Consider the following 22664-nt stretch of genomic DNA (forward strand, 5'->3'; position numbering starts at 1 on the left):
CCACTAGAACCAGATCGTCTAGTTTTGTTGGCACAAAGGGGACTAAATGGCACGGTCAACGCTGTACCAATTGGTGGCCTCCGATCTTCGGAGGACCATCTACTCCGGTGTGCTCGGGCCGGGGGATCAGCTGCCGACCGAAGCGGAGCTCATGTCGGTGCACCAGGTAAGCCGCAACACCGTGCGGCTCGCCCTCGGCGAACTGGTCAACGAGGGCCTGGTCACCCGCACCCCGCGCAGAGGGACCGTGGTCAGGGAGCGCCGCCCGCTGCTCATCCACCCCCAGCGAGAGCTCCAGCCCCAGCCCATGGAGACCAGGGAGGCCTTCGCCTGGGCGGTCTCCCAGGAGGGCCGGGTGCCCAGCCAGGAGATCGAGGTCTCGATCGTGCAACCGGCCGAGGAGGTCGCCAGCAGGCTGGAGCTGCCCGACGAGGGGCTCGCCGTGGTCCGCCGCCGGCTGCGGTTCGTGGACGGCCAGCCGTACAACACCAACGACTCCTACTTCCCCCTGGCGCTGGTCGCGGACTCCGAGATCGCCCGTCCGGGCGACATCGTGCGCGGTGCCAACCGGGTGCTGGAGGATCTCGGCCACCCCCAGGTCAGGGTGGTGGACGACATCTGGGCGCGGATGCCCACCAGCTCCGAGGCCGAGCGGCTCCAGCTCCAGTCGGGAACGCCCGTGGTGGTCTATGTCCGGGTCGGATACGACGAGGCCGACACCCCCGTACGTGTCGCGGTGTCCGTGCTCCCCGCCGACAAGCACCTGATCAGGTACGAGCTGGAAAGCCGTTGACGCCCCCGTGGCCGCCCTGACGGGGCGGCCCCAGTTCCGTCCGCGCCGCCGGCGGCCGGCGGGCCGCGCCCGCCGGACGGACGGGTGCGGGCGGCTGCCGGGTCGCGTCCGCCGTACGGCCAGACGTGGTCTCTCTCCCTCGCTCGCCCCCTATCCCTAGGCGTTCCGCCTAGCCCGGCATGGATGCCGTACGTCACCGTCCGGTGACCATGCGTATCAACTCGCGCACCCAGCGCAACGAAGGGATGAACCATGCACTCGAACACCGTCAACCCCTCCTCGACGCACCGGCTCACGCTACGCAGGGCCTGCGGAGGCGACCTCCCGGCGGTCCTCGCGCTCCTCGCGGAGACCGCCAGCTGGCTGAACGCCCGAGGCGTGCGCCAGTGGCCCGCCGGAGGTTTCCCCGCCGGGCGCATCGTCCCGCTGATCGAGGAGGGGACCATGTACCTGCTGGACGGCGAGGAGGGGCCGGCCGCCACCCTCGCCCTGGACGGCCACGCCGACCCCGAGTTCTGGGCCGCCGAGGACGACCCCGGGTCCGCGCTCTACGTCCACAAGCTGTCCGTGGCACGCGCCCACTCCGGCCGGGGTCTGGGGGAGGCGCTGCTCGACTGGGCGGGCCTGCGGGTCCTGGGGATGGGCAGGCGATGGCTCCGGCTTGACTGCTCCAAGGACAACGCGCGGCTGCAGGACTACTATCGGGGCCAGCGTTTCGCCCATCTCCGCACGGTCGACCTGCCGCACCGTGCGTCGGGGGCGCTGTTCCAGCGGGCCGGAGGCCTGCGCGGCAGTGCCCTCGGCGCCGAGCTGCCCTTCGTGGACAGCCGTGGATCATCCGTGCGGCAGAATGTCTGAACCACGGCGATCCCGGGACAAAGTCATCCGATAGCCTCACCCCATGACCGGATCCTTGCTTGAGGTGATCGCGCTCGACGTGCGCGACGCCGTCGCGGCGGAAGCAGGCGGTGCCGACCGCCTGGAGATCGTCGTTGACATGGCCTCAGACGGGCTCACCCCGGCGGCGGAGACGGTCGCGGCGATCTCCAAGGAGTGTGCGCTGCCACAGATGGTGATGCTGCGTGGCGAGGCCTCGTTCCTGGCCACGCCCGAATCGCTGGAGGGCCTGCGGCGCGATGCCAGGGCGCTCTCCGAGGCGGGCGCGGCCGGGTTCGTGTTCGGCTTTCTCGACTCGGCCGGAGCGGTCGACCTGGCCGCCACCGAGGCGCTCATCCATGCCGTCGCGCCGCTGCCCTGGACCTTCCACCGGGCGGTCGACCACGCCGCGGACACCCAGGCGAGCTGGCGGGCCGTCCGCCTGCTGCCCAACCTCGCCACCGTGCTCACCGCGGGTGCGCCCAGTGGCGTGGCCGACGGGCTGCCGTTGCTCAAGGCCCGGTGCGAGGCCGGTGACGGTCCGCTGATCATGGCGGGCGGCGGGCTCAGGCCAGGGCTCGTCCCGGTGCTTCTGGACTATGGCGTGCGGGCCTTCCACGTCGGCAGCGCCGTACGGGCGTCGTGGTCCGACCCGGTCGAGACGCACCTGGTGCGCCAGTGGCGGGCGCTGATCGACTGACCTGTACGGGAGGACCGCTCAGACGTTCCCCAGGGCCAGGTCGGCGCGGCGGAGGGCGGCGGCCATCGTCCTGACGGTGGCGGGCTCGTCCATCACCCCTCCTCCCGCCTCGCGCTGCTCCTCCCAGGCGCGCACCCGCTGCGCGTACTCCTCGTAGTGCGACAGGTGGAAGTGGTAGACCGCGACATAGCGGCTGACCAGGTGCGAGGGGTGCATGTCCCAGCCCTGGTAGAAGCCGTGACTCAGGGAGTGCCTGATCAGGCTCACGTGCCGCCGCCACAGGCCCTGCACGACGTGCCTGTCGTCCGAGGCGGGTGAGGCGGCCAGCGAGCCGTCCGACAGCTCCACCCCGGTCCCGGCGAACGACGTCTGCATGACGTGCCGGGCGTGGTCGCAGACCGGATGGTCCAGCCGCTGCTCGTGCGGCGGCAGGGAGCAGCTCGCCGTGTAGTCGAACACTCCGAAGTGCGCCGCGGCCAGCCTGCCCCCGAGCGAGGGGACCAGACCGGCGTCGAGGAACAGCACCGTCTGGGGAGCCTCCACCTGCATCTCGAACCGGAGCTCGCCCTCGGCGAGGCCGAGTCCCCTCTCCAGCGCCTCGAGGCAGTCGGCGAACTGGCCGAGGTAGGCCTTCATCAAGACCTTCGGGAAGGTCACCACGAAATCCCCGGGCAGGTGCCCGACCCGTTCGATCACCCCGGTCAGGAACCCGTCCAGCGTTCTGATGCTCCGGACCGGGTCGCCGTCGGCGAACGACTTCACCCGCAGCCCCCACCGGCGGGGGAGCGTCCCGCGGGCGTGCAGGGCCGCGATCGCCTCCGCGGCCTGCGCGACGTGGCCGTCCTCCTCTCCGGGACGGAGGCCGTAGCCGTCCTCGAAGTCCACCCGCAGATCCTCGATCGGCTCCCGGCCGAGCTTCGCGGCGACCCTCTCGTGCACGGCCCCCGCGATCTGCTCACGCATGTCGAAGAGTCCGGCCAGCTCCTTCCCGGGCAGGTGCCGCCCGAACAGATCCAGCGCCGCGTTCCCCCACACCGTCACCGTCTCCGCGTCGAACCGGTCGGCCGGGACGTAGACGGTGTGCACCGGCTGCCACGCCACCGCCGCCGCGGGACAGGCCGCCGTCTGCTCGCGGTGGACCTGTTCGAAGCCGGAGATCAGGGCCGACGGGTCGGCGAGCGTGACGCGCATGGTGGTGCTCCTCGTAAGCGGGGGCTGGGGGCGCAGCCGGGTGCCCGGGCGGTCCGGGCCGAGGTCACCGGCCGGAGGCGGTGAGCATGGCGGCGAGGCCGACGAGCTTGACGCGTTCACCGCGGTTCAGGGTCCTGGCCAGGGCGGCCTCGGCCGCCTCGATGGAGAGCCAGTGCTGGTAGGTGATGGGCGAGACGCCCCGGGACGAGAGCAGGCTGTCCAGGTCCGCGTGCGGTGCCGGCTCGCGGCCGGCGAGGTCGGCCAGGAGCGTGCGGACCGTCTCGGCGGCGTCGGACTTGTTGGTGCCGATCACGCCGGTGGGGCCGCGCTTGAGCCAGCCTGCCACGTACTCGCGGTCACGGACCCGGCCGGCCTCGTTCGGCACGGTCATGGTGGACTCGGAGAAGGGGACGCCGGGCAGCGGCACGCTCTGGTAGCCGACCGAGCGCAGAACCATGCCGACCGGAAGGGTCTCGAACTCACCGGTGCCCACGACGCGGCCGTCCACCAGCCGGGTGCGTTCGAGCCTGAGTGCCTCCACCCGGTCCTCGCCGAGGATCTCCACCGGGCGCATCCAGAACCGCACGTCCAGCCGCCGGGGACGGCCTGCCGGGCCGCGGGTGGCCCAGCTCTGCAGCACCTCGACGTTCCCCCGGATCTGCCGCGACGCCTCCGTGACGTCCGCTGCCGCCTCCTCCGGCCGCACGCACACGTCCGCGTTGGCCAGCTCGCCCAGCTCCCGCAGCTCCTTCAGAGTGAACTTGGCGTGTTCGGGTCCTCGGCGTCCGATCATGTGGATGGCCTTGACCTGGCTGCCGGCCAGCCGGGTCAGCACCTCGTGCGGCACGTCGGTGGCGCGCAGCTCCTCGGCGCTCTTGGCGAGGACGCGCACCACGTCGACCGCCACGTTGCCCACGCCGATCACCGCGACCTCCGGGCTGTCGAGGACGAAACGGTCGGCGGGCATGTCGGGGTGGCCGCAGTACCAGTTCACGAAGTCGGTGGCCGCCACGCTGCCGGGCAGGTCCTCACCGGGGATGCCCATCCGGCGGTCCACCATCGCGCCGGTGCAGTAGACCACCGCGTCGTAGCAGTCCAGCAGGTCCGTGGTACTCAGGTCCCGGCCGAGCTCGACACCGCCCAGGAACCGGACGTTGGACAGCTCCAGCACCCGGCGCAGGTACTCCGCGATCGACTTGATCGAGGTGTGGTCGGGGGCAACGCCGTAGCGCACCAGCCCGTACGGCGTGGGCAGCCGCTCGATCACGTCCACCTCGACGGAGCCGGGAGCCTGCTTCATCAGGGCCTCGGCCGTGTATATCCCGGCAGGTCCCGATCCGACAATCGCGATCCGCAATGACACGTTGCCTCCTAGGAACCGGCTCCCGTGAAGGCGATTCTGTATCAAGGGGACCCGCTCTGCCAGCCTCGACAGGCCGACGTGATCCAGTTGATCCATGCGGTTGGCGCGATCTCGCCCCCGGTGGGGATTCCGGAACCGTACCGGGTATATCCGCCTATACGGCGGTCAAACCGGGTTTTGCGGAGAGAGGCTCCCCGGCCGGGCTCGCCCGGGCACCGTGACAGGTTCCGCCCGCGGGGAACATTTGTCACTTTTGACGTGTTCTTGCAGGTCGGAGTAGCTTTGTATGGCTATAAGCGAATGCGGATCGGGGGATCAGTGGCTTCGCTTGACCGGAATCACACGATTGACCAGAGCGCCGCGTGCGACCAGAACTACACTGCGGACTGTCTCGCCGATGACCAACAGGAGCGGGCGATCATGCTCCACCTGGTGCTCTCGCTCGTCGGCGGACTGACGCTCGGCTTCATCGGGGCGGTGCTCTCCTACGGTCCCGGCCCGCTGTACGCGATCTACGAACCCTACGCCTACCTGCTGTTCGTCGCCATCGTGGGACGTACCGCCGCCGGTCTCGGATGGGCGGGACTGACCAGCGCGTTGGCCACACTCGGCGCGCTGATCTCGCTGCTGACCGCCTCGATCTTCAGACAGGGCGATGAGCTGGACCTCGGCAGCAACGGCGCCGCACTGAACCTCGCACTCCTCGTCGTCGCGTCCTTCGGCGTGCTGTCCTACTTCACCAAGCGCGACGACCTGTGGGGAGACCTCGCGGGCGGTGCGCTGGTCGGGATAGTCGCGATCTACGGCATGGGCAAGGCGTTGCCCGACTGGCCGGAGCACGTCCCCGGATTCTGGCCGTGGAGCGCCCTGGTCGTGGCCGGGCTCTCGCTGGGGCTGCTGCTCTCGCTACGGCGGGGGAAGTCCCGGTTCGGCTCGGCTTTCGTGGGCGCGGGCATCGCATCCGCCTACTTCGTCTTCGCCTCCGGTCTCTGATGGCAGACAACCGGGTTGCGCGAGTCGATAGCCTGTAGCCATCGATCCCTGCTAGCTAGGAGTAGCCGTGCTGCTGCGCATGTCGTCGTTGTTTCTTCGAACGCTGAGGGACGACCCGGCAGACGCGGAAGTCCCGAGCCACAAGCTGCTCGTCCGCGCCGGTTATGTCCGTCGTGTCGCACCCGGCGTCTACTCCTGGCTGCCGCTCGGCAAGATGGTTCTGGAGAACGTCACGCGCATCGTGCGTGAGGAGATGGACCGCATGGGCGGCCAGGAGGTGCTCTTCCCCGCCCTCCTGCCCCGGGAGTACTACGAGGCCACCGGCCGCTGGACGGAGTACGGCGAAACGCTCTTCCGCCTCAAGGACCGCAAGGGCGCCGACTACCTTCTCGGTCCCACCCACGAGGAGATGTTCACCGACATGGTCAAGGGGGAGTACTCCTCCTACAAGGACTATCCGGTGACCCTCTACCAGATTCAGACGAAATACCGTGACGAGGCCCGTCCCCGGGCAGGCATCCTGCGCGGTCGCGAGTTCGTCATGAAGGACTCCTACTCCTTCGACCTCGACGACGAGGGTCTGCAGCGCTCCTACGATCGGCACCGCGACACCTACATCAGGACCTTCGACCGCCTCGGCATCACCTACAAGATCTGCTTCGCCACCTCCGGCGCGATGGGCGGCTCCGCCTCCGAGGAGTTCCTCGCGCCCGCCAGGACGGGTGAGGACACCTTCGTCGCCTGCCACCAGTGCGGCTACGCGGCCAACGCCGAAGCGGTCACCACCACGGCACCCGCCGCGATCACCGGGGAGCGGCCGGCCCTGCGGGTCCTCGACACCCCCGACACCCCGACCATCGAGTCGCTGGTCAACCACGTCAACGAGCACCACGGCCTGAACGTCACCGCCGCAGACACGCTCAAGAACATCGTGGTCAAGGTCACCACCCCCGGCTCCGACAAGACCGAGACGCTGGTCATCGGCGTGCCGGGCGATCGGGAGGTCGATTTCAAGCGGCTGGAGGCCTCCCTGGCCCCCGGCGAGCCCGCCATCTTTGAGGCCGAGGACTTCGCCAGGCATCCCGGTCTGGTCCGCGGCTACATCGGCCCGCAGGTGCTCAAGGATCTCGGCATCCGCTACCTGGTCGACCCCCGCGTGGTCGACGGCAGCGCCTGGGTGACCGGTGCCAACGAGCCCGGCAGGCACGCGGCCGGTGTGGTCGCCGGTCGTGACTTCGCCGCCGACGGCACGATCGAGGCCGCCGAGGTCCGCGCCGGCGACGCCTGCCCGGTCTGCGGCTCCGGCCTCTCCATCGACCGGGGCATCGAGATCGGCCACATCTTCCAGCTCGGCCGCAAATACGCCGACGCCGCGAAGCTGGACGCCCTCGGCCCCGACGGCAAGCCGATCCGCATCACCATGGGCTCCTACGGCGTCGGCGTCTCCCGCGCCGTGGCCGTGCTGGCCGAGCAGAGGCACGACGAGCTCGGCCTGGTCTGGCCCCGTGAGGTCGCCCCCGTGGACGTCCACATCGTGGGCACAGGCAAGGACAACCAGATCGAGGTCGCGACCCAGCTCGCCGAAGACCTCCAGGCCCGCGGCCTGCGTGTCCTGGTGGACGACCGTCCCGGGGTCTCCCCGGGCGTGAAGTTCAAGGACGCCGAGCTGCTCGGCATGCCGACCATCCTGGTCGTCGGCCGAGGGCTCGCCCAGGGCGTCGCCGAGCTGCGCGACCGCGCCACCGGCGTCAAGGAGGAGATCCCCCTCGCCGAGGCCGTCGACCGCGTCGTGGCCGCCTGCCGCGCCTGATCTTCCGGTCCTCCGTACGGGGAAGAGCGGCCCGCCGACGTCGGCGGGCCGCTCTTCCGCATGCGCTGTCCGCGCCGGCGGTCAGGATGAGGGCGGCGTCGCCGCGGGCGTGGGATCGGGCCGCACGGGCATGCCGGGGAAGGTCTCGATGGCGGGGCGCAGGCCGTACGAGCGGACCACGCACTCCTGCATGGCCAGCGCGGCCATCTTCCGCAGAGCCGGGTCCTCGGACGCGGTCAGCTCCAGGTAGGCGCCCGTCACTCCCCGCTCGACCAGCACGGCCAGTTCCACGGCCTGCGCCGCGGTGGACGGGACGACCGGCAGCTCGTAGGCCGGGCTCGGCTCGGCCGGGGTGCCGCCGCGAGTGATGATCAGCGTGCGGAGCCGGTCGCGGCGGGCGCGATGGGCGTTGAAGGCGTCCGTCGCCACGGCGCGCAGGTTGCCCGTGGTCCTGGCGCCGATGACCCCGTAGGCGTAGACGGCCGCGTGCTCGGCCGCCAGGGCCGCGCCGAGCGCCTGATCGGCCCTCACGACGGCCTCGAAAGGGCCAGGGCGTGCGCGGCCTCGCAGGCGCCGATGGAGGCGATCAGCTGGGCCAGGGCGGGGGAGATCCCGTCGAGCTGGCGGGGACGGAGCGCCGCCGCCGTCCGCTCCAGTCTCTGCAGGCTCCGCAGGGAGACCTTCGGGCCCGGCGCCGGAGTGCCCGAGGCCGAGGGCTCCGGGGCGCCCGAGGGGGCGGCGGGGGTGGGCGCGGCGCCGGAAGGCAGCCGCCTGCGGAGCTCGGCGAGATGGGCCTCGTGCCGTTCTCTGAAGGGTGCGAGCTTGGCGGAGGCGATCGACGAGTAGAGAGCGATGATCTCCTCCTTGCCCGCGATCAGCTGCTTGAGCAGGACGGTCTCCGGATCGGGAGGCTCGGTCCGCAGGGGCTTCCGCTCCTCGGCGGCGCATCCCGCGACCGCCACGGCGGCCGCCCCGAGAGCGCCGCCCCGCAGCAGGGCGCGCCGGGACAGGGAACGCACGGACGACCTCCGGTCATGGGTGGGCTGCTGACGCCTCTAGCATCGTAAGGGCTTGGAATCGCAGTCACCGCGCTTCTCGGACGGGCTCGCCGCACCGAGTGGCGCTCTTTCCACGTCCCGGTGTGGATAGGCTGGTGAACCGCATGGGCGAGGTCCGCCCGGCTGAGATTGTGACAATGGGAGGTCGGCATGGGCAGCGCCACATCCCGCGACCGCCTGATGAAGCTTCTGGAACCTGTCGTCGGCGCCGAAGGGCTCGACTTGGAGGATGTCACGGTCACACCGGCGGGCAAGCGGCGGCTGCTGCGCGTCGTCGTCGACTGTGACGGTGGCGTGAGCCTGGACGACGTCGCCGAGGTCAGCCTCGCCGTCTCCGCCGCGCTGGACGCCGACGACGCGATGGGGACCACCCCCTACGTGCTTGAGGTCTCCTCCCCCGGAGTCGACCGTCCGCTCACCGAGCCGCGCCACTGGCGCCGGGCGGTGAAACGGCTGGTCAAGGCCGATCTGCGGGACGGCACCTCGGTGGAGGGCCGGATCGTCGCCACTGACGAGACCGGTGTGGAGCTTGACATTGCGGGCGCACCGCGCCGCATTGATTATGAAGACCTGACCCGAGGCCGGGTACAGGTGGAATTCCGCCGGTTGGACGACGCCGAAGACGACGGCGAAGACGGCGACGAAGGCTAAGGGGGGAGCCTCGTGGACATCGACATGAGCGTCCTGCGCAGCCTGGAGCGGGAGAAGGACATCTCCTTCGACCTGGTCGTCAAGGCGATCGAGGACGCGCTACTGATCGCATATTTCCGGAGCGAGGGCGCGGCCGCCAAGGCGCGGGCCGAGCTCGACCGGAAATCCGGGCACGTGACCATCTTCGCCGCTGAGATCGACGACGAGAGCGGGGAGGTGCTCAGGGAGTTCGACGACACCCCGGGCAACTTCAGCCGTATCGCCGCGACGACCGCCAAGCAGGTCATCCTGCAACAGCTCAGGGACGCCGAGGACGAGATCAACTTCGGTGAGTTCGCCAGCCGTGAGGGCGAGCTCGTGGCCGGGGTCATCCAGCAGGGCAAGGACCCGAGGGTTGTCCTGGTGGACCTCGGCAGGATCGAGGCCGTGCTCCCGCACAACGAGCAGGTCCCCGGTGAGGACTACGTCCACGGTGAGCGCATCCGCTGCTACGTGGTCCAGGTCAAGAAGGGGCACAAGGGCCCGTCGGTCACCCTGTCGCGCACCCACCCCGGCCTGGTGAAGAAACTCTTCGCCCTGGAGGTGCCGGAGATCGCCGACGGGACGGTCGAGATCGCCGCCATCGCGCGCGAGGCCGGCCACCGGACCAAGATCGCGGTGCGGTCGAGGCGTCCCGGAGTGAACGCCAAGGGCGCCTGCATCGGCCCGATGGGGTCACGGGTGCGCAACGTGATGGCCGAACTGCACGGTGAGAAGATCGACATCATCGACTGGTCGGACGACCCCGCGGAGTTCGTGGGGAATGCCCTCTCACCCTCCCGCGTTTCCCACGTTGAGGTGATTGACGCCGAAGGGCGTGCCGCACGGGTGACCGTGCCGGACTACCAGCTCTCCCTTGCCATCGGCAAGGAGGGGCAGAACGCCCGGCTGGCCAATCGGCTCACCGGATGGCGTATCGACATCCGCCCGGATACGCAAGCGGGGGATGCGGCCGGTTCCGCAGATGCGTCCACACGGTAAGCTGGAATATGGTGGCCAGGCCGCCCCACTGAGAACGTGTGTGGGGTGCCGGGTTCGCACGGTCTCCTCCGAGCTGCTCCGCCTGGTGGTGGTCGAGGACGTTATCGTCCCTGACCTGCGACGACGGCTCCAGGGGCGTGGTGCTTCACTGCATCTCTCCCTGAGCTGTCTGGAACTCGCCGAGCGTCGCCGAGCGTTTCCCCGCGCGTTTCGCGTTGCGGGTCCGCTTGATCTGTCGCAGGTGCGAGGCCACCTGGAAGAGGTCCAAGCCGAAAGGATCGGGTGAAATGGTTACCAACTGTCATGTAGGACGCCGAGTTGATGGGCTGGTCAGATAGCTATGAGCGCCTGATGAGCATGCGGCGATGAGTACGTCTACGTAACGACGGTCCGGCGGCACTGCCTCCCGGGCCGAGTAAGGGAGTGCAGTGGCGAAGGTCCGGGTATACGAGCTCGCCAAGGAGTTCGGTGTGGAGAGCAAGGTCGTCATGGCCAAGCTCCAGGAGATGGGCGAGTTCGTGCGTTCGGCGTCCTCGACTATCGAAGCACCGGTAGTCCGTAGGCTCACGGAAGCTTTGGGCGGCCCCCCCAGGGGATCGTCCGACAAGGGTGGCAACAGGCCGCCCAGGCCGCCTCAGGCGGCCCCCCGGCCGGCTGGTAGCCAGGCCGGAAGCGGCGCCCCGGCGGTGCCGTCATCCATTCCCAAGCCGGGACCGGCTCCCAAGCCGGGTCCGAGGCCTGGGCCCGCGGCGCGTCCCGCGGCACCCACGCCGCAGGCCCCGCCGGCGGTCCCTCAGCCCCAGCAGGTGCAGCCCCAGCAGGCGCCGCCGCAGCAGCAGCCGCAGCAGCCCTCGCCGGTTCAGCCGCCCCGGTTCGAGGCTCCGCGTCCCGAGGCCGGTCGGCCCGCGTCTTCCGGACCCAAGCCTGGGCCCCGCCCGGCTCCGCGTCCGGGTCCGGCATCCCGTCCCGAGGCCGCGCGTCCGGAAGGCCGCCCCTCCGGTGGCCCGGGTGGAGCCCCCTCGGGCCCCCGGCCCGGTGCGGGCGCTTCCGGTCCCAAGCCCGGTCCGCGTCCCGGCCCGCGTGGCCCGCGTCCCGGCAACAACCCGTTCTCGTCGAACGCCAGTGGCATGGGCCAGGCCCGTCCGCCGCGTCCGGGCGGTCCCGGTGGCCGTGACGGAGGCCCCGGCGACCGGGGCCCGCGTCCCGGCGGTCCTCGTGAGGACCGTGGTCCCCGCGAGCAGGGGCAGCGCGACGGCGCCGGTCCCCGTCCGCCCGCCGCTCGCTCCGGTCCTCCCGGTGCGGCCGGCCCGCGTCCGGGTCCCGGTGCCGGTGCCGGTGGTCCCCGCCCCGGCGGTGGCGCCGGTGCGGGTGGTCCGCGTCCCGGTGGTCCCCGTCCCAGCCCGATGATGATGCCGCAGGGCCGTCCTGCCGGTCCCGGCGGCGGCGCCGGCCGTCCCGGTGGTGGCGCCGGCCGTCCCGGTGGTGGCGCTGGCCGTCCCGGTGGTGGCGCCGGTCGTCCCGGTGGCGGTGGCGGTTTCGCCGGCCGTCCCGGTGGCGGTGGCGGCGCAGGCCGTCCCGGTACCGGTACCGGTACCGGTGGTCCCGGTGGCGGCGGTGGCGGTTTCGCCGGTCGTCCCGGTGGCGGCGGTCGTGGCCGTGGTGGCGGTACGGCGGGTGCCTTCGGGCGTCCGGGTGGTCGCCCGACCCGTGGCCGCAAGTCCAAGCGCCAGCGGCGTCAAGAGTTCGACAACATGCAGGCCCCGGCGATCGGCGGCGTGCAGGCTCCTCGCGGCAACGGTCAGACGATCCGCCTGTCGCGTGGCGCCTCCCTGTCGGACTTCGCCGACAAGATCGGTGCGATCCCGGCGTCCCTGGTGCAGATCATGCTGCACCTGGGCGAGATGGTGACCGCCACGCAGTCGGTCAACGAGGAGACGCTGCAGCTTCTCGCCGCCGAGCTTGACTACAACCTGCTTGTGGTCAGCCCGGAGGAGGAGGACCGCGAGCTCCTGGAGACCTTCGACATCGAGTTCGGCGAGGACGAGGGCGACGAGTCCGACCTGGTCGCGCGTCCGCCGGTGGTGACCGTCATGGGTCACGTCGACCACGGTAAGACCAAGCTGCTCGACGCCATCCGGCACACCAACGAGGCGGCGCACGAGGCCGGTGGGATCACCCAGCACATCGGTGCCTACCAGATCTCCGCCGAGCACGAGGGCGAAGACCGTCGGATCACCTTCATCGACACCCCGGGTCACGAGGCGTTCACCGCCATGCGTGCCCGTGGTGCCAAGGTCACCGACATCGCTGTCCTGGTCGTCGCGGCCGACGACGGTGTGAAGCCGCAGACCATCGAGGCGCTGAACCACGCCCAGGCGGCCGACGTGCCGATCGTGGTCGCGGTCAACAAGGTCGACAAGGAGAGCGCGGACCCGGGCAAGGTCCGGGCGCAGCTCACCGAGTACGGCCTGGTCGCCGAGGAGTACGGCGGCACCACGATGTTCGTCGACATCTCCGCCAAGAACGGGATCGGCATCGAGAACCTGCTCGAGGCCATCCTGCTCACCGCGGACGCCGAGCTCGACCTGCGGGCCAACGCCACGATGGACGCCCAGGGCGTCGCCATCGAGGCGCACCTCGACAAGGGCCGCGGCCCGGTCGCGACCGTGCTGGTCCAGCGCGGCACGCTCCGCGTCGGCGACTCGATCGTCTGTGGCGAGGCCTTCGGCCGCGTCCGGGCGATGCTGGACGACAACGGTGAGGCGATTCAGGAAGCCGACCCGTCGCGTCCCGTGCTGGTCCTCGGTCTGACCGCGGTGCCGGGTGCCGGTGACAACTTCATCGTCGTCACCGACGACCGGATGGCGCGCCAGATCGCCCAGCAGCGTGCGGCCCGCAAGCGCATCGCGGACATGGCCAGGTCCGGCCGTCGCCGCACCCTCGAAGAGCTCTTCAGCGAGATGGAGAAGGGCCAGGTCGACGAGCTCAAGCTCATCATCAAGGGTGACGTCTCCGGTTCGGTCGAAGCCCTCGAGGACGCGCTGCTCAAGATCGATGTCGGCGACGAGGTGCGCCTGCGGGTGCTCCACCGCGCCGTCGGTGCGATCACCGAGTACGACGTCAACCTGGCGGTCGCCGACGACAACGCCGTCATCATCGGTTTCAACGTCCGCCCCGAAGTCAGGGCGCGTGACCTGGCCGAGCGCGAGGGCGTCGACATCCGCTACTACTCGGTCATCTACCAGGCGATCGAGGAGATCGAGGCGGCCCTCAAGGGCATGCTCAAGCCGGAGTTCGAAGAGGTCCAGATGGGCACCGCCGAAGTCCGCGAGGTCTTCAAGGTGCCGAAGATCGGCAACATCGCCGGTGCGCTGGTCCGCTCGGGCACGATCGTCCGGAACAGCAAGGCCCGGATCATCCGCGGCGGGGTCGTCATCTCCGACAACCTCACCGTGTCCTCGCTGCGCCGGTTCAAGGACGACGCGACCGAGGTCCGTGAGGGCTACGAGTGCGGTATCGGTGTCGGCTACAGCGACATCAAGATCGACGACGTCATCGAGACGTTCGAGATGCGGGAGAAGCCGCGCGTCTGATGCTCCGGTCCGGCAAGGGGACCGCTCGCCGGTCGGAGGCGCCGCCCACCTAGTGGGCAGGACCTCCGGCCGGCGGGCGTCCCGGCGCCGCCGGTGGCACGGTGACATCCGTGGCGAAACCCAACATGTATGTAGGTGCCCTCACACTGGACATCCTGCTCGGCGACGTTCATTCGCTGAAGCAGAAGCGCTCCGTGGTGCGTCCCATCATCGCCGAGGTGCAACGACGGTTCCCGGGTGTGGCCGTCGCCGAGACCGGCCACCTGGATCTGCACCGCCGTACCGAGATCGGGATCGCGGTCGTCTCCGCCACCGCCGCCAACTGCGGCACGGTGCTGGACGACTGCGAGCGCCTGATCGCGTTCCACCCGGAGATCGAGCTGTTGTCCGCTCGGCAGCGGCTCTACAACGAGGACGAGGACTAGTTACAGGGACGGCCGGCCGCGGAATCACCCTTCTGCGTCCGGTCGTTACTGTGAGAAGGGGGGAGCGAAAATGGACGCCGCACGCGCACGTAAGATCGCTGACCGGATCCAGCAGATCGTTGCCGAGATGCTGGAGCGCCGGATCAAGGACCCGAGGCTGGGTTTCGTGACCGTGACGGACACGCGTATCACCAACGACCTGAGCGAGGCCACGGTGTTCTACACCGTGTTCGGCTCCGAGGCCGAGCGGGCCGACTCGGCCACGGCGCTGGAGAGCGCCAAGGGGCTCATCCGTTCGGAGGTGGGCCGGCAGACAGGTCTGCGCCACACCCCGACGCTGATGTTCACCCATGACCCGCTTCCCGACAGCGCCCGTCACCTCGACGGTCTGCTGGCCGAGGCGAAGGTCAGAGACGCCGAGATCGCCAAGCGGGCCGAAGGCGCTCAGCACGCCGGAGACGCCGACCCGTACCGCAAGCCTGACGAGAACGGCGACGAATCCGGCGAAAACGACGACGAGCCGTCAGAGCGCGCGGGATACTCCGCAACGTGACGCCCGACCCGCGCGACGTCGGTCCGGTCCCGGTCGGTGACTGGGACCGGGCCGTCGGTCTGATCTCGTCCGCCGACGAGATCGCGCTGGCCTGCCACATCTCACCGGACGGCGACGCGCTCGGCTCGATGCTGGCGCTCGGTATGGCGCTGCGCGCGGCGGGCAGGCGGGTCACGGCCTCCTTCGGGGAACGCCGGTTCCGGGTGCCCCGGCTGTTGCGCTTCCTGCCCGGGCAGGAACTCCTGTCCGAGCCCGACGCCTACCCGGCCGCGCCCGAGCTGATGATCACTTTCGATGCCCCCACCGTCGAGCGGCTCGGTGTGCTCGCCGGCAACGCGGCCCGGGCCCGCGAGCTGGTCGTGCTGGACCATCATCCGTCCAACACCGGGTTCGGCACGCTCAACCTGGTCGACCCCGGTGCCGCGGCCACCGTCGCGCTCGCCGAGGAGTTGATCCACCGGCTCGGCCTGCCGGTCGACAAGGCCATCGCGACCTGCCTGTACGCCGGGCTGGTCACCGACACCGGTTCGTTCCGGCACTCCTCCACCACTCCCGAGGCGCACCTCATGGCCGCCCGGCTGGTCGCCACCGGGCTGAACCCCGAGGAGATCGCCCGGGAGCTGTGGGACCGTTCCCCGTTCGGCTACCTCAGGGTGCTCGGCGCCGTCCTGGACCGGGTGGTGCTGGAACCCGAGGTGGGCGGCGGGCTGGTCTGGACGTCCGTCACCCGGGCCGACCGGGCCGCCTACGGCCTGCCGTACGACGAGCTGGAGGGGATCATCGACGTGATCCGGCGCACCGAGGAGGCAGACATGGCCGTGGTCCTCAAGGAGGACGACGACGGCGCCTGGCAGGTCTCCACCCGTTCCAAGGGCGCGGTGGACGTCGCCCGCGTCTGCGCCGCGCTGGGCGGTGGCGGGCACACCAAGGCGGCAGGCTTCACCTCCCATCTGCCCGTCGAGCAGACGATGGCGAGTCTCCGCGCCCTCCTGTAGAAGGACTTTCGAATGAGTACGGCTCGCGCCAAGCGCACCCCGCCGCCGAGCGGACTGATCATCGTGGACAAGCCCGCCGAGTGGACCTCGCACGACGTCGTCGGCAAGCTCCGCGGCATCGCGGGCACCCGCAAGGTCGGTCACGCGGGCACCCTGGATCCGATGGCCACCGGAGTGCTGGTGGTCGGCGTGGAGAAGGCCACCCGGCTCCTGGGCCATCTCGCGCTCACCGAGAAGGGCTACGACGCCACGATCCGCCTCGGCCAGTCCACCAACACCGACGACGCCGAAGGTGAGATCACCTCGGCGGCCTCGGCGGCCGAGGTGACCGACGAGGAGATCAGAAAGGGCGTCGCCGCCCTGACCGGCCGGATCATGCAGGTGCCGCCGCAGGTCAGCGCCATCAAGGTGAACGGTGAGCGCGCCTACAAACGGGCCAGGGCCGGAGAGGAGGTCGAGCTCCAGGCACGTCCGGTGACCGTGTCGGGCTTCGAGATCACCGATATCCGGCGCGACGGCGACCTGATCGACATCGACGCCTCGGTGACCTGCTCCAGTGGCACCTACATCCGCGCACTGGCACGTGATCTGGGGGCCGGTCTGGGCACCGGCGGTCACCTGACCTACCTGCGCCGCACCCGCGTGGGGCCCTACGACCTGTCGATGGCGCGCACCGTCGAGCAGCTCTCCGCCGACTGCGTGATCCTGCCGATGGCCGACGCCGTCGCGGCGGCCTTTCCCCGCCGCGACGTGACCGCCGAGGAGGCGAGCACCGTCGCGCACGGCGGGCGGCTGCCCTCGCTGGGGCTGGGCAAGGGTCCGATCGGCGTGTTCGGCCCGGACGGCACCCTGCTGGCGCTGGCCGAGGAGCACGGCAGGACAACCAGGTCGCTGGCGGTGTTCGTCTCCTGAACGCGTCGGAGCGGCCCCTGCCCGGCAGCGGAGCCGGAAACACGCGCCGGACGGATCGGCGGGCATCGGCGGGCATGCCACTCTCCAATGAGCTCCCCGATTGGAGGGATGGTCGCCAGGCATGGCAGGCTTTAGGGGTCGATCCGCTACGAGGGGAAGAGGCTGCGGTGCGAGGCTGGCACGGATTGGACGACGTGCCCGAAGGCTGGGGCAGGTCCGTCATCACCATCGGGGTCTTCGACGGGGTTCACCTCGGCCATCAGCGGATGGTGGCCCGTGCGGTCGAGCTGGCCGATGAGCTCGGACTGCTCTCGGTCGTGGTGACCTTCGACCCGCATCCGGAAGAGGTGGTGCGGCCAGGCACTCACCCGTCCCGGCTGACGACGGCCCGGCACCGCACCGAGCTGCTCGCCGAACTCGGCGTGGACGCGGTGTGCGTGCTGCCGTTCACGCTGGAGTTCTCCCAGATGAGCCCGGACGAGTTCGTGCAGACCGTGCTGGTGGACCGGTTGCACGCGGGCGGGGTCGTGGTGGGGGAGAACTTCCGCTTCGGGCACAAGGCCGCGGGTGACGTCGAGACCCTGCAGACCCTCGGCGAGAAGTACGACTTCGTGGCGGAGGCGGTCCCGCTGGTGAGCAACGGGGAGACCATCTCCTCCACCCTCATCCGTGAGCGGCTCGCCGCCGGGGACATGGAGGCCGTCGCCGCGGCACTCGGCCGTCCGCACCGCGTCGAGGGCGTGGTCGTCCGTGGCTACCAGCGTGGCCGGCAGCTCGGCTTCCCCACGGCCAACGTGGAGTCGCCCGACTTCACCGCGATCCCCGCCGACGGTGTCTACGCCGGCTGGTTGCAGGGGGTCTCGACGGGCGACCTACCGGCCGTCTACGGCGGTGAACGCTGGCCCGCCGCCATCTCGGTGGGCACCAACCCCACCTTCGAGGGGGTGCCGCGCACCGTCGAGGCCTACGCGCTCGACCGCGACGATCTGGACCTCTACGGCGCCCACATGGCCGTGGACTTCGGGCCCCGGCTCCGCGCCAACCTCAGGTTCGACTCGGTCGAGGCGCTCATCGAACAGATGCACGCCGACGTGGCCGAGGCCCGCCGCCTCACTTCCTGAAAGGCTCTCCCGGAGCCGGCCGCCTCCGCGGCGTGTCCGGGAATGTGCGGTGCTCCGGAGCTGGTGGTAACCTGGCATGTCAGCTATGTAACCGGTGGTCTCACAACCCCGGCGCTGATCTCGCCACGGCGACTGTAGGCACGCACGGTCGCTCGGGCATCTTGTACATCACGCGTGCCCGTAGGAGTTCAAGGAGAGACGTGTCGCTCGACACCGCCGCCAAGAAGCAGATCATCGGTGAGTACGCCAAGGGTGAGACCGACACCGGTTCCCCCGAGGTGCAGATCGCGCTGCTGAGCAAGCGCATCAGCGAGCTCACCGAGCACCTGAAGATGCACAAGCACGACCACCACAGCCGCCGCGGCCTGCTGCTGCTCGTCGGTCGTCGCCGTCGTCTGCTCAAGTACCTGCAGAGCAAGGACATCACGCGTTACCGTTCGCTCATCGAGCGCCTTGGCCTGCGTCGATAGAGTGGTGAGGGAGCGGCGCCCGCGTCGCTCCCTCATTTCATAGGGAATCTCATGGGGACGGGTCCCGGCGCGTCGCGCGACGGAGACACCGTTTCAGTGAGCAAACTGAATAGCCGAGATAGTGCCCCGCGTCCGCCAGCAAGCGCGCCCCACGGCGTCGGAGGGCCGGTCCTCGGTAGTGGCCCCCGGTCATCATGGCGTAAGCCGTACGGAACCGGGCGCTTCGATCGAAGACCGGCACTGCACCTACGGGGAGCAGGCTAAGAAGACGACTCAGGTGCGAGACGCGTGCCTGAGGGACGCGGGCGACCGACACAAGGAGGTCCCCCGTGGAGGGTGTCCACAGCAGCGAAGCCGTTATCGACAACGGCTCTTTCGGTACGCGTACCATCCGGTTCGAGACCGGGCGGCTCGCGCGCCAGGCGGCGGGTTCCGCCGTCGTCTACCTGGACGACGAGACGATGGTCCTGTCCGCGACCACCGCCTCCAAGCATCCCAAGGAGAACCTCGACTTCTTCCCGCTCACGGTGGACGTCGAGGAGCGAATGTACGCCGCGGGCCGCATCCCCGGCTCGTTCTTCCGGCGTGAGGGCCGTCCCTCCGAGGACGCCATCCTCACCTGCCGCCTGATCGACCGGCCGCTGCGCCCGTCGTTCGTCAAGGGCCTGCGCAACGAGATCCAGGTCGTGGCGACCATCATGGCGCTCAATCCCGAGCACCTGTACGACGTGATCGCGATCAACGCCGCGTCCCTGTCCACCCAGCTCGCCGGGCTGCCCTTCTCCGGCCCGATCGGCGGCGTCCGCGTCGCGCTGATCGAGGGCCAGTGGGTCGCCTTCCCGACCCACTCGGAGCTGGCGAACGCCACCTTCGACATGGTGGTCGCCGGTCGCGTCCTGGAGGACGGCGACGTCGCGATCATGATGGTCGAGGCCGAGTCCACCCGTGACACGCTCAAGCTCGTCGCCGACGGTGCCATGGCGCCGACCGAGGAGACCGTGGCCCAGGGCCTGGAGGCCTCCAAGCCGTTCATCAAGGTGCTGTGCGAGGCGCAGGCCAGGGTCGCGCAGGTCGCCGCCAAGGAGACCGCCGAGTACCCGCTGTTCCTCGACTACCAGGACGACGTCCTGGAGGCCGTGACCAACGCGGTCAAGAGCGAGCTGGCCGCCGCGCTGACCATCGCCGGCAAGCAGGAGCGCGAGACCGAGCTCGACCGCGTCAAGGCGCTGGCCGCCGAGAAGGTCGGCTCCGAGTTCGAGGGCCGTGAGAAGGAGGTCGGCGCCGCGTTCCGCTCGCTGACCAAGAAGCTCATGCGCGAGCGGGTCATCGCCGAGGGCGTCCGCATCGACGGCCGTGGCGTCAAGGACATCCGCCAGCTCAACGCCGAGGTCCACGTTGTGCCCCGGGTGCACGGCTCGGCCCTGTTCGAGCGCGGCGAGACCCAGATCCTGGGCATCACGACGCTGAACATGCTCCGCATGGAGCAGATGATCGACACGCTCAACCCCGAGCGCACCAAGCGCTACATGCACAACTACAACTTCCCGCCCTACTCCACCGGTGAGACCGGCCGCGTGGGCTCGCCCAAGCGCCGGGAGATCGGCCACGGCGCGCTCGCCGAGCGGGCGCTCGTCCCGGTCCTCCCGGCCCGCGAGGAGTTCCCCTACGCGATCCGTCAGGTCTCCGAGGCGCTCGGCTCCAACGGCTCGACCTCCATGGGCTCGGTCTGCGCCTCGACCATGGCGCTGCTCGACGCGGGTGTCCCGCTCAAGGGCATCGTCGCGGGTATCGCGATGGGCCTGATCAACGAGGGCGACCAGTACGTCACGCTGACCGACATCCTCGGCGCCGAGGACGCCATGGGCGACATGGACTTCAAGGTCGCCGGCACCAAGGAGGTCATCACCGCGCTCCAGCTCGACACCAAGCTCGACGGCATTCCCGCCTCGATCCTGGCCGCCGCGCTGAAGCAGGCCAAGGCCGCCCGGCTGGCCATCATCGACGTGATGCAGGAGGCCATCGACTCCCCGGCGGAGATGAACGCGACGGCCCCGCGCATCATCACGATCAAGGTCCCGGTGGACAAGATCGGCGAGGTCATCGGCCCGAAGGGCAAGATGATCAACCAGATCCAGGACGACACCGGCGCCGAGATCACGATCGAGGACGACGGAACCATCTACATCGGCGCCACCGACGGCCCGTCCGCAGAGGCGGCCCGGTCGGCGATCAACGCCATCGCCAACCCGCACATGCCGGAGGTCGGCGAGCGCTACCTGGGCACGGTCGTCAAGATCGCCGCCTTCGGAGCCTTCATCTCCCTCATGCCGGGTAAGGACGGCCTGCTGCACGTCTCCCAGATCCGCAAGCTGCACGGCGGCAAGCGCATCGAGAACGTCGAGGACGTCATGAACGTCGGCGAGAAGATCCAGGTGGAGATCGCCGAGATCGACTCGCGCGGCAAGCTCTCCCTGGTCCCCGTCGAGGTCGTCGAGAAGGAGGCCGCGGCCAAGGCCGAGGGCGGTGCTCCCGAGGAGCAGCCCGCGGCGCCGGCCGCCGACGATCGTCCCCGTGAGGAGCGGCCCCGCCGCACCCGTACCCGCACCAGCGGCAGCGGCCGCGGGGGGGAAGACCGCAACTCGTGATGACCACCACTCTGCACCCCGGCAAGGACGGCGCCGGGGTCGTGCAGCGCACCGTCCTCCCCGGTGGGCTCCGGGTGGTGACCGAGTCCATGCCGACCGTGCGTTCCGTCGCGGTCGGCATGTGGGTCGGCATCGGATCGAGGGACGAGGGCCCCGAGCACATGGGGTCCTCCCACTTCCTTGAGCACCTGCTGTTCAAGGGCACCCCCACACGCGACGCGCTGGAGATCTCCGCCGCGATCGAGGGCATCGGCGGTGAGATCAACGCCTTCACCGCCAAGGAGTACACCTGCTACTACGCGCGGGTCCTCGACGAGGACCTGCGGGTGGCGATCGACGTGCTCGCCGACGTGGTGACCTCCTCGCTCATCACCCCGGAGGACGTCGAGGCCGAGCGTGGCGTGATCCTGGAGGAGATCGCCATGCACGACGACGACCCCTCCGACATGGTGCACGAGCAGTTCTCCGCCGAGATGTACGGCGACACGCCCATCGGCCGTCCGATCCTCGGCACCGTCGACTCGATCAACGCCGTCAGCCGCGACCGGATCGCGGAGTACTACCGCCGCTACTACCTGCCGACGCACACCGTGGTGTCGGTGGCGGGAAACGTCACCCACGAGCAGGTCGTGGCGCTGGTCGCCGCGGCCTACGAACGGGCCGGAGCCCTCGGCGGGGACGCCTCGCCGGTCGCCCCCCGGGTGTCCGGCCCCGGCGTCGAGACCCGTTCCGGAGTCCGGATGGTGCACCGGCCGACCGAACAGGCCAACCTGGTCCTCGGCACGACCGGCCTCACCCGGACCGACGAGCGCCGCTTCGCGCTTGGCGTGTTCAACGCGGCTCTCGGCGGCGGCATGTCCTCGCGGCTGTTCCAGGAGATCAGGGAGAAGAGGGGCCTCGCCTACTCGGCCTACTCCTACACCTCCGCCTACGCCGACACCGGCCAGTTCGGCATCTACGTCGGCTGCCTGCCGTCGAAGATCGACGACGTGCTGAAGATCTGCCGCGAGGAGATTCTCCGGGTGGTCGCCGACGGCATCACCGAGGAGGAGATCGTCCGCGGCAAGGGCCAGATGCGCGGTGGTCTCGTGCTCGGCCTGGAGGACACCGGCTCCAGGATGTCCAGGATCGGCAAGGGCGAGCTCGTCTACGACGAGCTGCTCTCCGTCGACGACGTCCTGGCCAGGATCGAAGCGGTGACTCCGGAGGAGATCACCGAGGTCGCCCGTGACATCCTCAACCGGCCGATGACCCTCGCGGTGATCGGTCCCTACGAGGACAAGGACTTCGGCTGGGCCGTCAACGGCTAGCCGTCCGTCGCTCGAGAACGGCCCCGGCGTTTCACACGCCGGGGCCGTTCTCACGTACGGGCAGGGACCCGTTCACCGACCGGATCGGACGGGTCCGTACGGCCCGCGGTCCGTGACTCGTACGGCCGGGGTACGGGCTCACGCCCCCGGTACGGGCCGCGGTCCGGTATGGCTCACGAGCCTCC

The 22664-nt window shown here is 70.0% G+C and carries 21 protein-coding genes; 17 read left to right on the forward strand and 4 right to left on the reverse strand.

Features of this window, described 5'->3' with window-relative positions:
- Positions 1 to 46: 46 nt before the first annotated feature.
- From ACIN94_RS15010 to ACIN94_RS15020, 3 genes are all read left to right on the forward strand, one after another.
- Entirely contained in the window at positions 47 to 793 is a 747-nt protein-coding gene (locus ACIN94_RS15010) for a GntR family transcriptional regulator (protein WP_400705238.1), read from the forward strand.
- A gap of 252 nt (positions 794 to 1045) precedes the next feature.
- Entirely contained in the window at positions 1046 to 1651 is a 606-nt protein-coding gene (locus ACIN94_RS15015; RefSeq protein ID WP_400705241.1) for a GNAT family N-acetyltransferase, read from the forward strand.
- Positions 1652 to 1694: 43 nt separating this feature from the next.
- Positions 1695 to 2369: a copper homeostasis protein CutC gene (locus ACIN94_RS15020; RefSeq protein WP_400705244.1), complete on the forward strand. Its 675-nt coding sequence runs from the start codon at positions 1695 to 1697 to the stop codon at positions 2367 to 2369.
- A gap of 18 nt (positions 2370 to 2387) precedes the next feature.
- Here the strand turns inward: ACIN94_RS15020 and ACIN94_RS15025 are convergent, their stop codons facing one another.
- Together ACIN94_RS15025 and ACIN94_RS15030 are read right to left on the reverse strand one after the other, a co-directional pair.
- The gene (locus tag ACIN94_RS15025) at positions 2388 to 3560 is read right to left on the reverse strand and encodes a DUF6986 family protein (protein ID WP_400705247.1); all 1173 of its coding nucleotides are present in this window, start codon (positions 3558 to 3560) and stop codon (positions 2388 to 2390) included.
- 64 nt (positions 3561 to 3624) lie between these two features.
- Positions 3625 to 4923: an FAD-dependent oxidoreductase gene (locus ACIN94_RS15030; RefSeq protein ID WP_400705250.1), complete on the reverse strand. Its 1299-nt coding sequence runs from the start codon at positions 4921 to 4923 to the stop codon at positions 3625 to 3627.
- A gap of 420 nt (positions 4924 to 5343) precedes the next feature.
- Between ACIN94_RS15030 and ACIN94_RS15035 the strand changes: the two genes are divergently transcribed.
- Positions 5344 to 5916, forward strand: a complete 573-nt coding sequence (locus ACIN94_RS15035) for a hypothetical protein (RefSeq protein WP_400705253.1) — start codon at positions 5344 to 5346, stop codon at positions 5914 to 5916.
- A gap of 67 nt (positions 5917 to 5983) precedes the next feature.
- Complete coding sequence (locus ACIN94_RS15040) at positions 5984 to 7726, forward strand: proline--tRNA ligase (RefSeq protein ID WP_400705256.1); 1743 nt, start codon at positions 5984 to 5986, stop codon at positions 7724 to 7726.
- 81 nt (positions 7727 to 7807) lie between these two features.
- On the opposite strand, the gene ACIN94_RS15045 is transcribed toward ACIN94_RS15040, so the two are convergent.
- Positions 7808 to 8257, reverse strand: a complete 450-nt coding sequence (locus tag ACIN94_RS15045) for a ferritin-like domain-containing protein (RefSeq protein WP_400705259.1) — start codon at positions 8255 to 8257, stop codon at positions 7808 to 7810.
- Positions 8254 to 8745: a hypothetical protein gene (locus tag ACIN94_RS15050; protein WP_400705262.1), complete on the reverse strand. Its 492-nt coding sequence runs from the start codon at positions 8743 to 8745 to the stop codon at positions 8254 to 8256. The genes ACIN94_RS15045 and ACIN94_RS15050 overlap by 4 nt, the downstream gene beginning before the upstream one ends.
- A 189-nt stretch (positions 8746 to 8934) precedes the next feature.
- Here ACIN94_RS15050 and rimP point away from each other — a divergent pair, with 189 nt between their 5' ends.
- The 12 genes from rimP (at position 8935) to ACIN94_RS15110 (ending at position 22479) form a co-directional block, all read left to right on the forward strand.
- Positions 8935 to 9435, forward strand: a complete 501-nt coding sequence (gene rimP, locus ACIN94_RS15055) for a ribosome maturation factor RimP (protein WP_400705265.1) — start codon at positions 8935 to 8937, stop codon at positions 9433 to 9435.
- Positions 9436 to 9459: 24 nt separating this feature from the next.
- Positions 9460 to 10455, forward strand: a complete 996-nt coding sequence (gene nusA / locus ACIN94_RS15060; protein ID WP_400705854.1) for a transcription termination factor NusA — start codon at positions 9460 to 9462, stop codon at positions 10453 to 10455.
- Positions 10439 to 10741, forward strand: a complete 303-nt coding sequence (locus ACIN94_RS15065) for a YlxR family protein (RefSeq protein WP_400705856.1) — start codon at positions 10439 to 10441, stop codon at positions 10739 to 10741. Before nusA ends, ACIN94_RS15065 begins: the two co-directional genes overlap by 17 nt.
- A gap of 142 nt (positions 10742 to 10883) precedes the next feature.
- A complete protein-coding gene (infB, locus tag ACIN94_RS15070) occupies positions 10884 to 14048 on the forward strand; it encodes a translation initiation factor IF-2 (RefSeq protein ID WP_400705268.1) in 3165 nt (1054 codons plus the stop codon).
- Between the two features lie 125 nt (positions 14049 to 14173).
- A complete protein-coding gene (locus tag ACIN94_RS15075) occupies positions 14174 to 14473 on the forward strand; it encodes a DUF503 domain-containing protein (protein WP_400705858.1) in 300 nt (99 codons plus the stop codon).
- Positions 14474 to 14543: 70 nt separating this feature from the next.
- The gene (rbfA, locus tag ACIN94_RS15080) at positions 14544 to 15026 is read left to right on the forward strand and encodes a 30S ribosome-binding factor RbfA (RefSeq protein ID WP_400705271.1); all 483 of its coding nucleotides are present in this window, start codon (positions 14544 to 14546) and stop codon (positions 15024 to 15026) included.
- On the forward strand, positions 15023 to 16021 hold the full coding sequence (locus ACIN94_RS15085; protein WP_400705274.1) for a bifunctional oligoribonuclease/PAP phosphatase NrnA: 999 nt from the start codon (positions 15023 to 15025) through the stop codon (positions 16019 to 16021). The genes rbfA and ACIN94_RS15085 overlap by 4 nt, the downstream gene beginning before the upstream one ends.
- A 12-nt stretch (positions 16022 to 16033) precedes the next feature.
- On the forward strand, positions 16034 to 16933 hold the full coding sequence (truB, locus tag ACIN94_RS15090; protein ID WP_400705277.1) for a tRNA pseudouridine(55) synthase TruB: 900 nt from the start codon (positions 16034 to 16036) through the stop codon (positions 16931 to 16933).
- Between the two features lie 167 nt (positions 16934 to 17100).
- Complete coding sequence (locus tag ACIN94_RS15095; RefSeq protein WP_400705280.1) at positions 17101 to 18054, forward strand: bifunctional riboflavin kinase/FAD synthetase; 954 nt, start codon at positions 17101 to 17103, stop codon at positions 18052 to 18054.
- Between the two features lie 200 nt (positions 18055 to 18254).
- Complete coding sequence (rpsO, locus tag ACIN94_RS15100; RefSeq protein ID WP_400705283.1) at positions 18255 to 18524, forward strand: 30S ribosomal protein S15; 270 nt, start codon at positions 18255 to 18257, stop codon at positions 18522 to 18524.
- Between the two features lie 329 nt (positions 18525 to 18853).
- Entirely contained in the window at positions 18854 to 21169 is a 2316-nt protein-coding gene (locus tag ACIN94_RS15105) for a polyribonucleotide nucleotidyltransferase (RefSeq protein ID WP_400705286.1), read from the forward strand.
- Positions 21169 to 22479, forward strand: coding sequence for a M16 family metallopeptidase (locus ACIN94_RS15110; RefSeq protein ID WP_400705289.1), 1311 nt, complete (start codon positions 21169 to 21171; stop codon positions 22477 to 22479). Before ACIN94_RS15105 ends, ACIN94_RS15110 begins: the two co-directional genes overlap by 1 nt.
- The last annotated feature ends 185 nt before the right edge of the window (positions 22480 to 22664 follow it).

The sequence above is a fragment of the Streptosporangium sp. NPDC087985 genome, from assembly GCF_044741965.1.
In the GTDB taxonomy this organism is placed as follows: domain Bacteria; phylum Actinomycetota; class Actinomycetes; order Streptosporangiales; family Streptosporangiaceae; genus Streptosporangium.

Excerpts from the sequence above, each read along its gene's own strand:
- ACIN94_RS15010 (WP_400705238.1), top strand. The coding sequence starts at position 47 with ATGGCACGGTCAACGCTGTACCAATTGGTGGCCTCCGATCTTCGGAGG.
- ACIN94_RS15015 (WP_400705241.1), top strand. The coding sequence starts at position 1,046 with ATGCACTCGAACACCGTCAACCCCTCCTCGACGCACCGGCTCACGCTA.
- ACIN94_RS15020 (WP_400705244.1), top strand. The coding sequence starts at position 1,695 with ATGACCGGATCCTTGCTTGAGGTGATCGCGCTCGACGTGCGCGACGCC.
- ACIN94_RS15025 (WP_400705247.1), bottom strand. The coding sequence starts at position 3,560 with ATGCGCGTCACGCTCGCCGACCCGTCGGCCCTGATCTCCGGCTTCGAA.
- ACIN94_RS15035 (WP_400705253.1), top strand. The coding sequence starts at position 5,344 with ATGCTCCACCTGGTGCTCTCGCTCGTCGGCGGACTGACGCTCGGCTTC.
- rimP (WP_400705265.1), top strand. The coding sequence starts at position 8,935 with ATGGGCAGCGCCACATCCCGCGACCGCCTGATGAAGCTTCTGGAACCT.
- nusA (WP_400705854.1), top strand. The coding sequence starts at position 9,460 with ATGAGCGTCCTGCGCAGCCTGGAGCGGGAGAAGGACATCTCCTTCGAC.
- ACIN94_RS15065 (WP_400705856.1), top strand. The coding sequence starts at position 10,439 with ATGCGTCCACACGGTAAGCTGGAATATGGTGGCCAGGCCGCCCCACTG.
- ACIN94_RS15075 (WP_400705858.1), top strand. The coding sequence starts at position 14,174 with ATGTATGTAGGTGCCCTCACACTGGACATCCTGCTCGGCGACGTTCAT.
- rbfA (WP_400705271.1), top strand. The coding sequence starts at position 14,544 with ATGGACGCCGCACGCGCACGTAAGATCGCTGACCGGATCCAGCAGATC.
- truB (WP_400705277.1), top strand. The coding sequence starts at position 16,034 with ATGAGTACGGCTCGCGCCAAGCGCACCCCGCCGCCGAGCGGACTGATC.
- ACIN94_RS15110 (WP_400705289.1), top strand. The coding sequence starts at position 21,169 with ATGACCACCACTCTGCACCCCGGCAAGGACGGCGCCGGGGTCGTGCAG.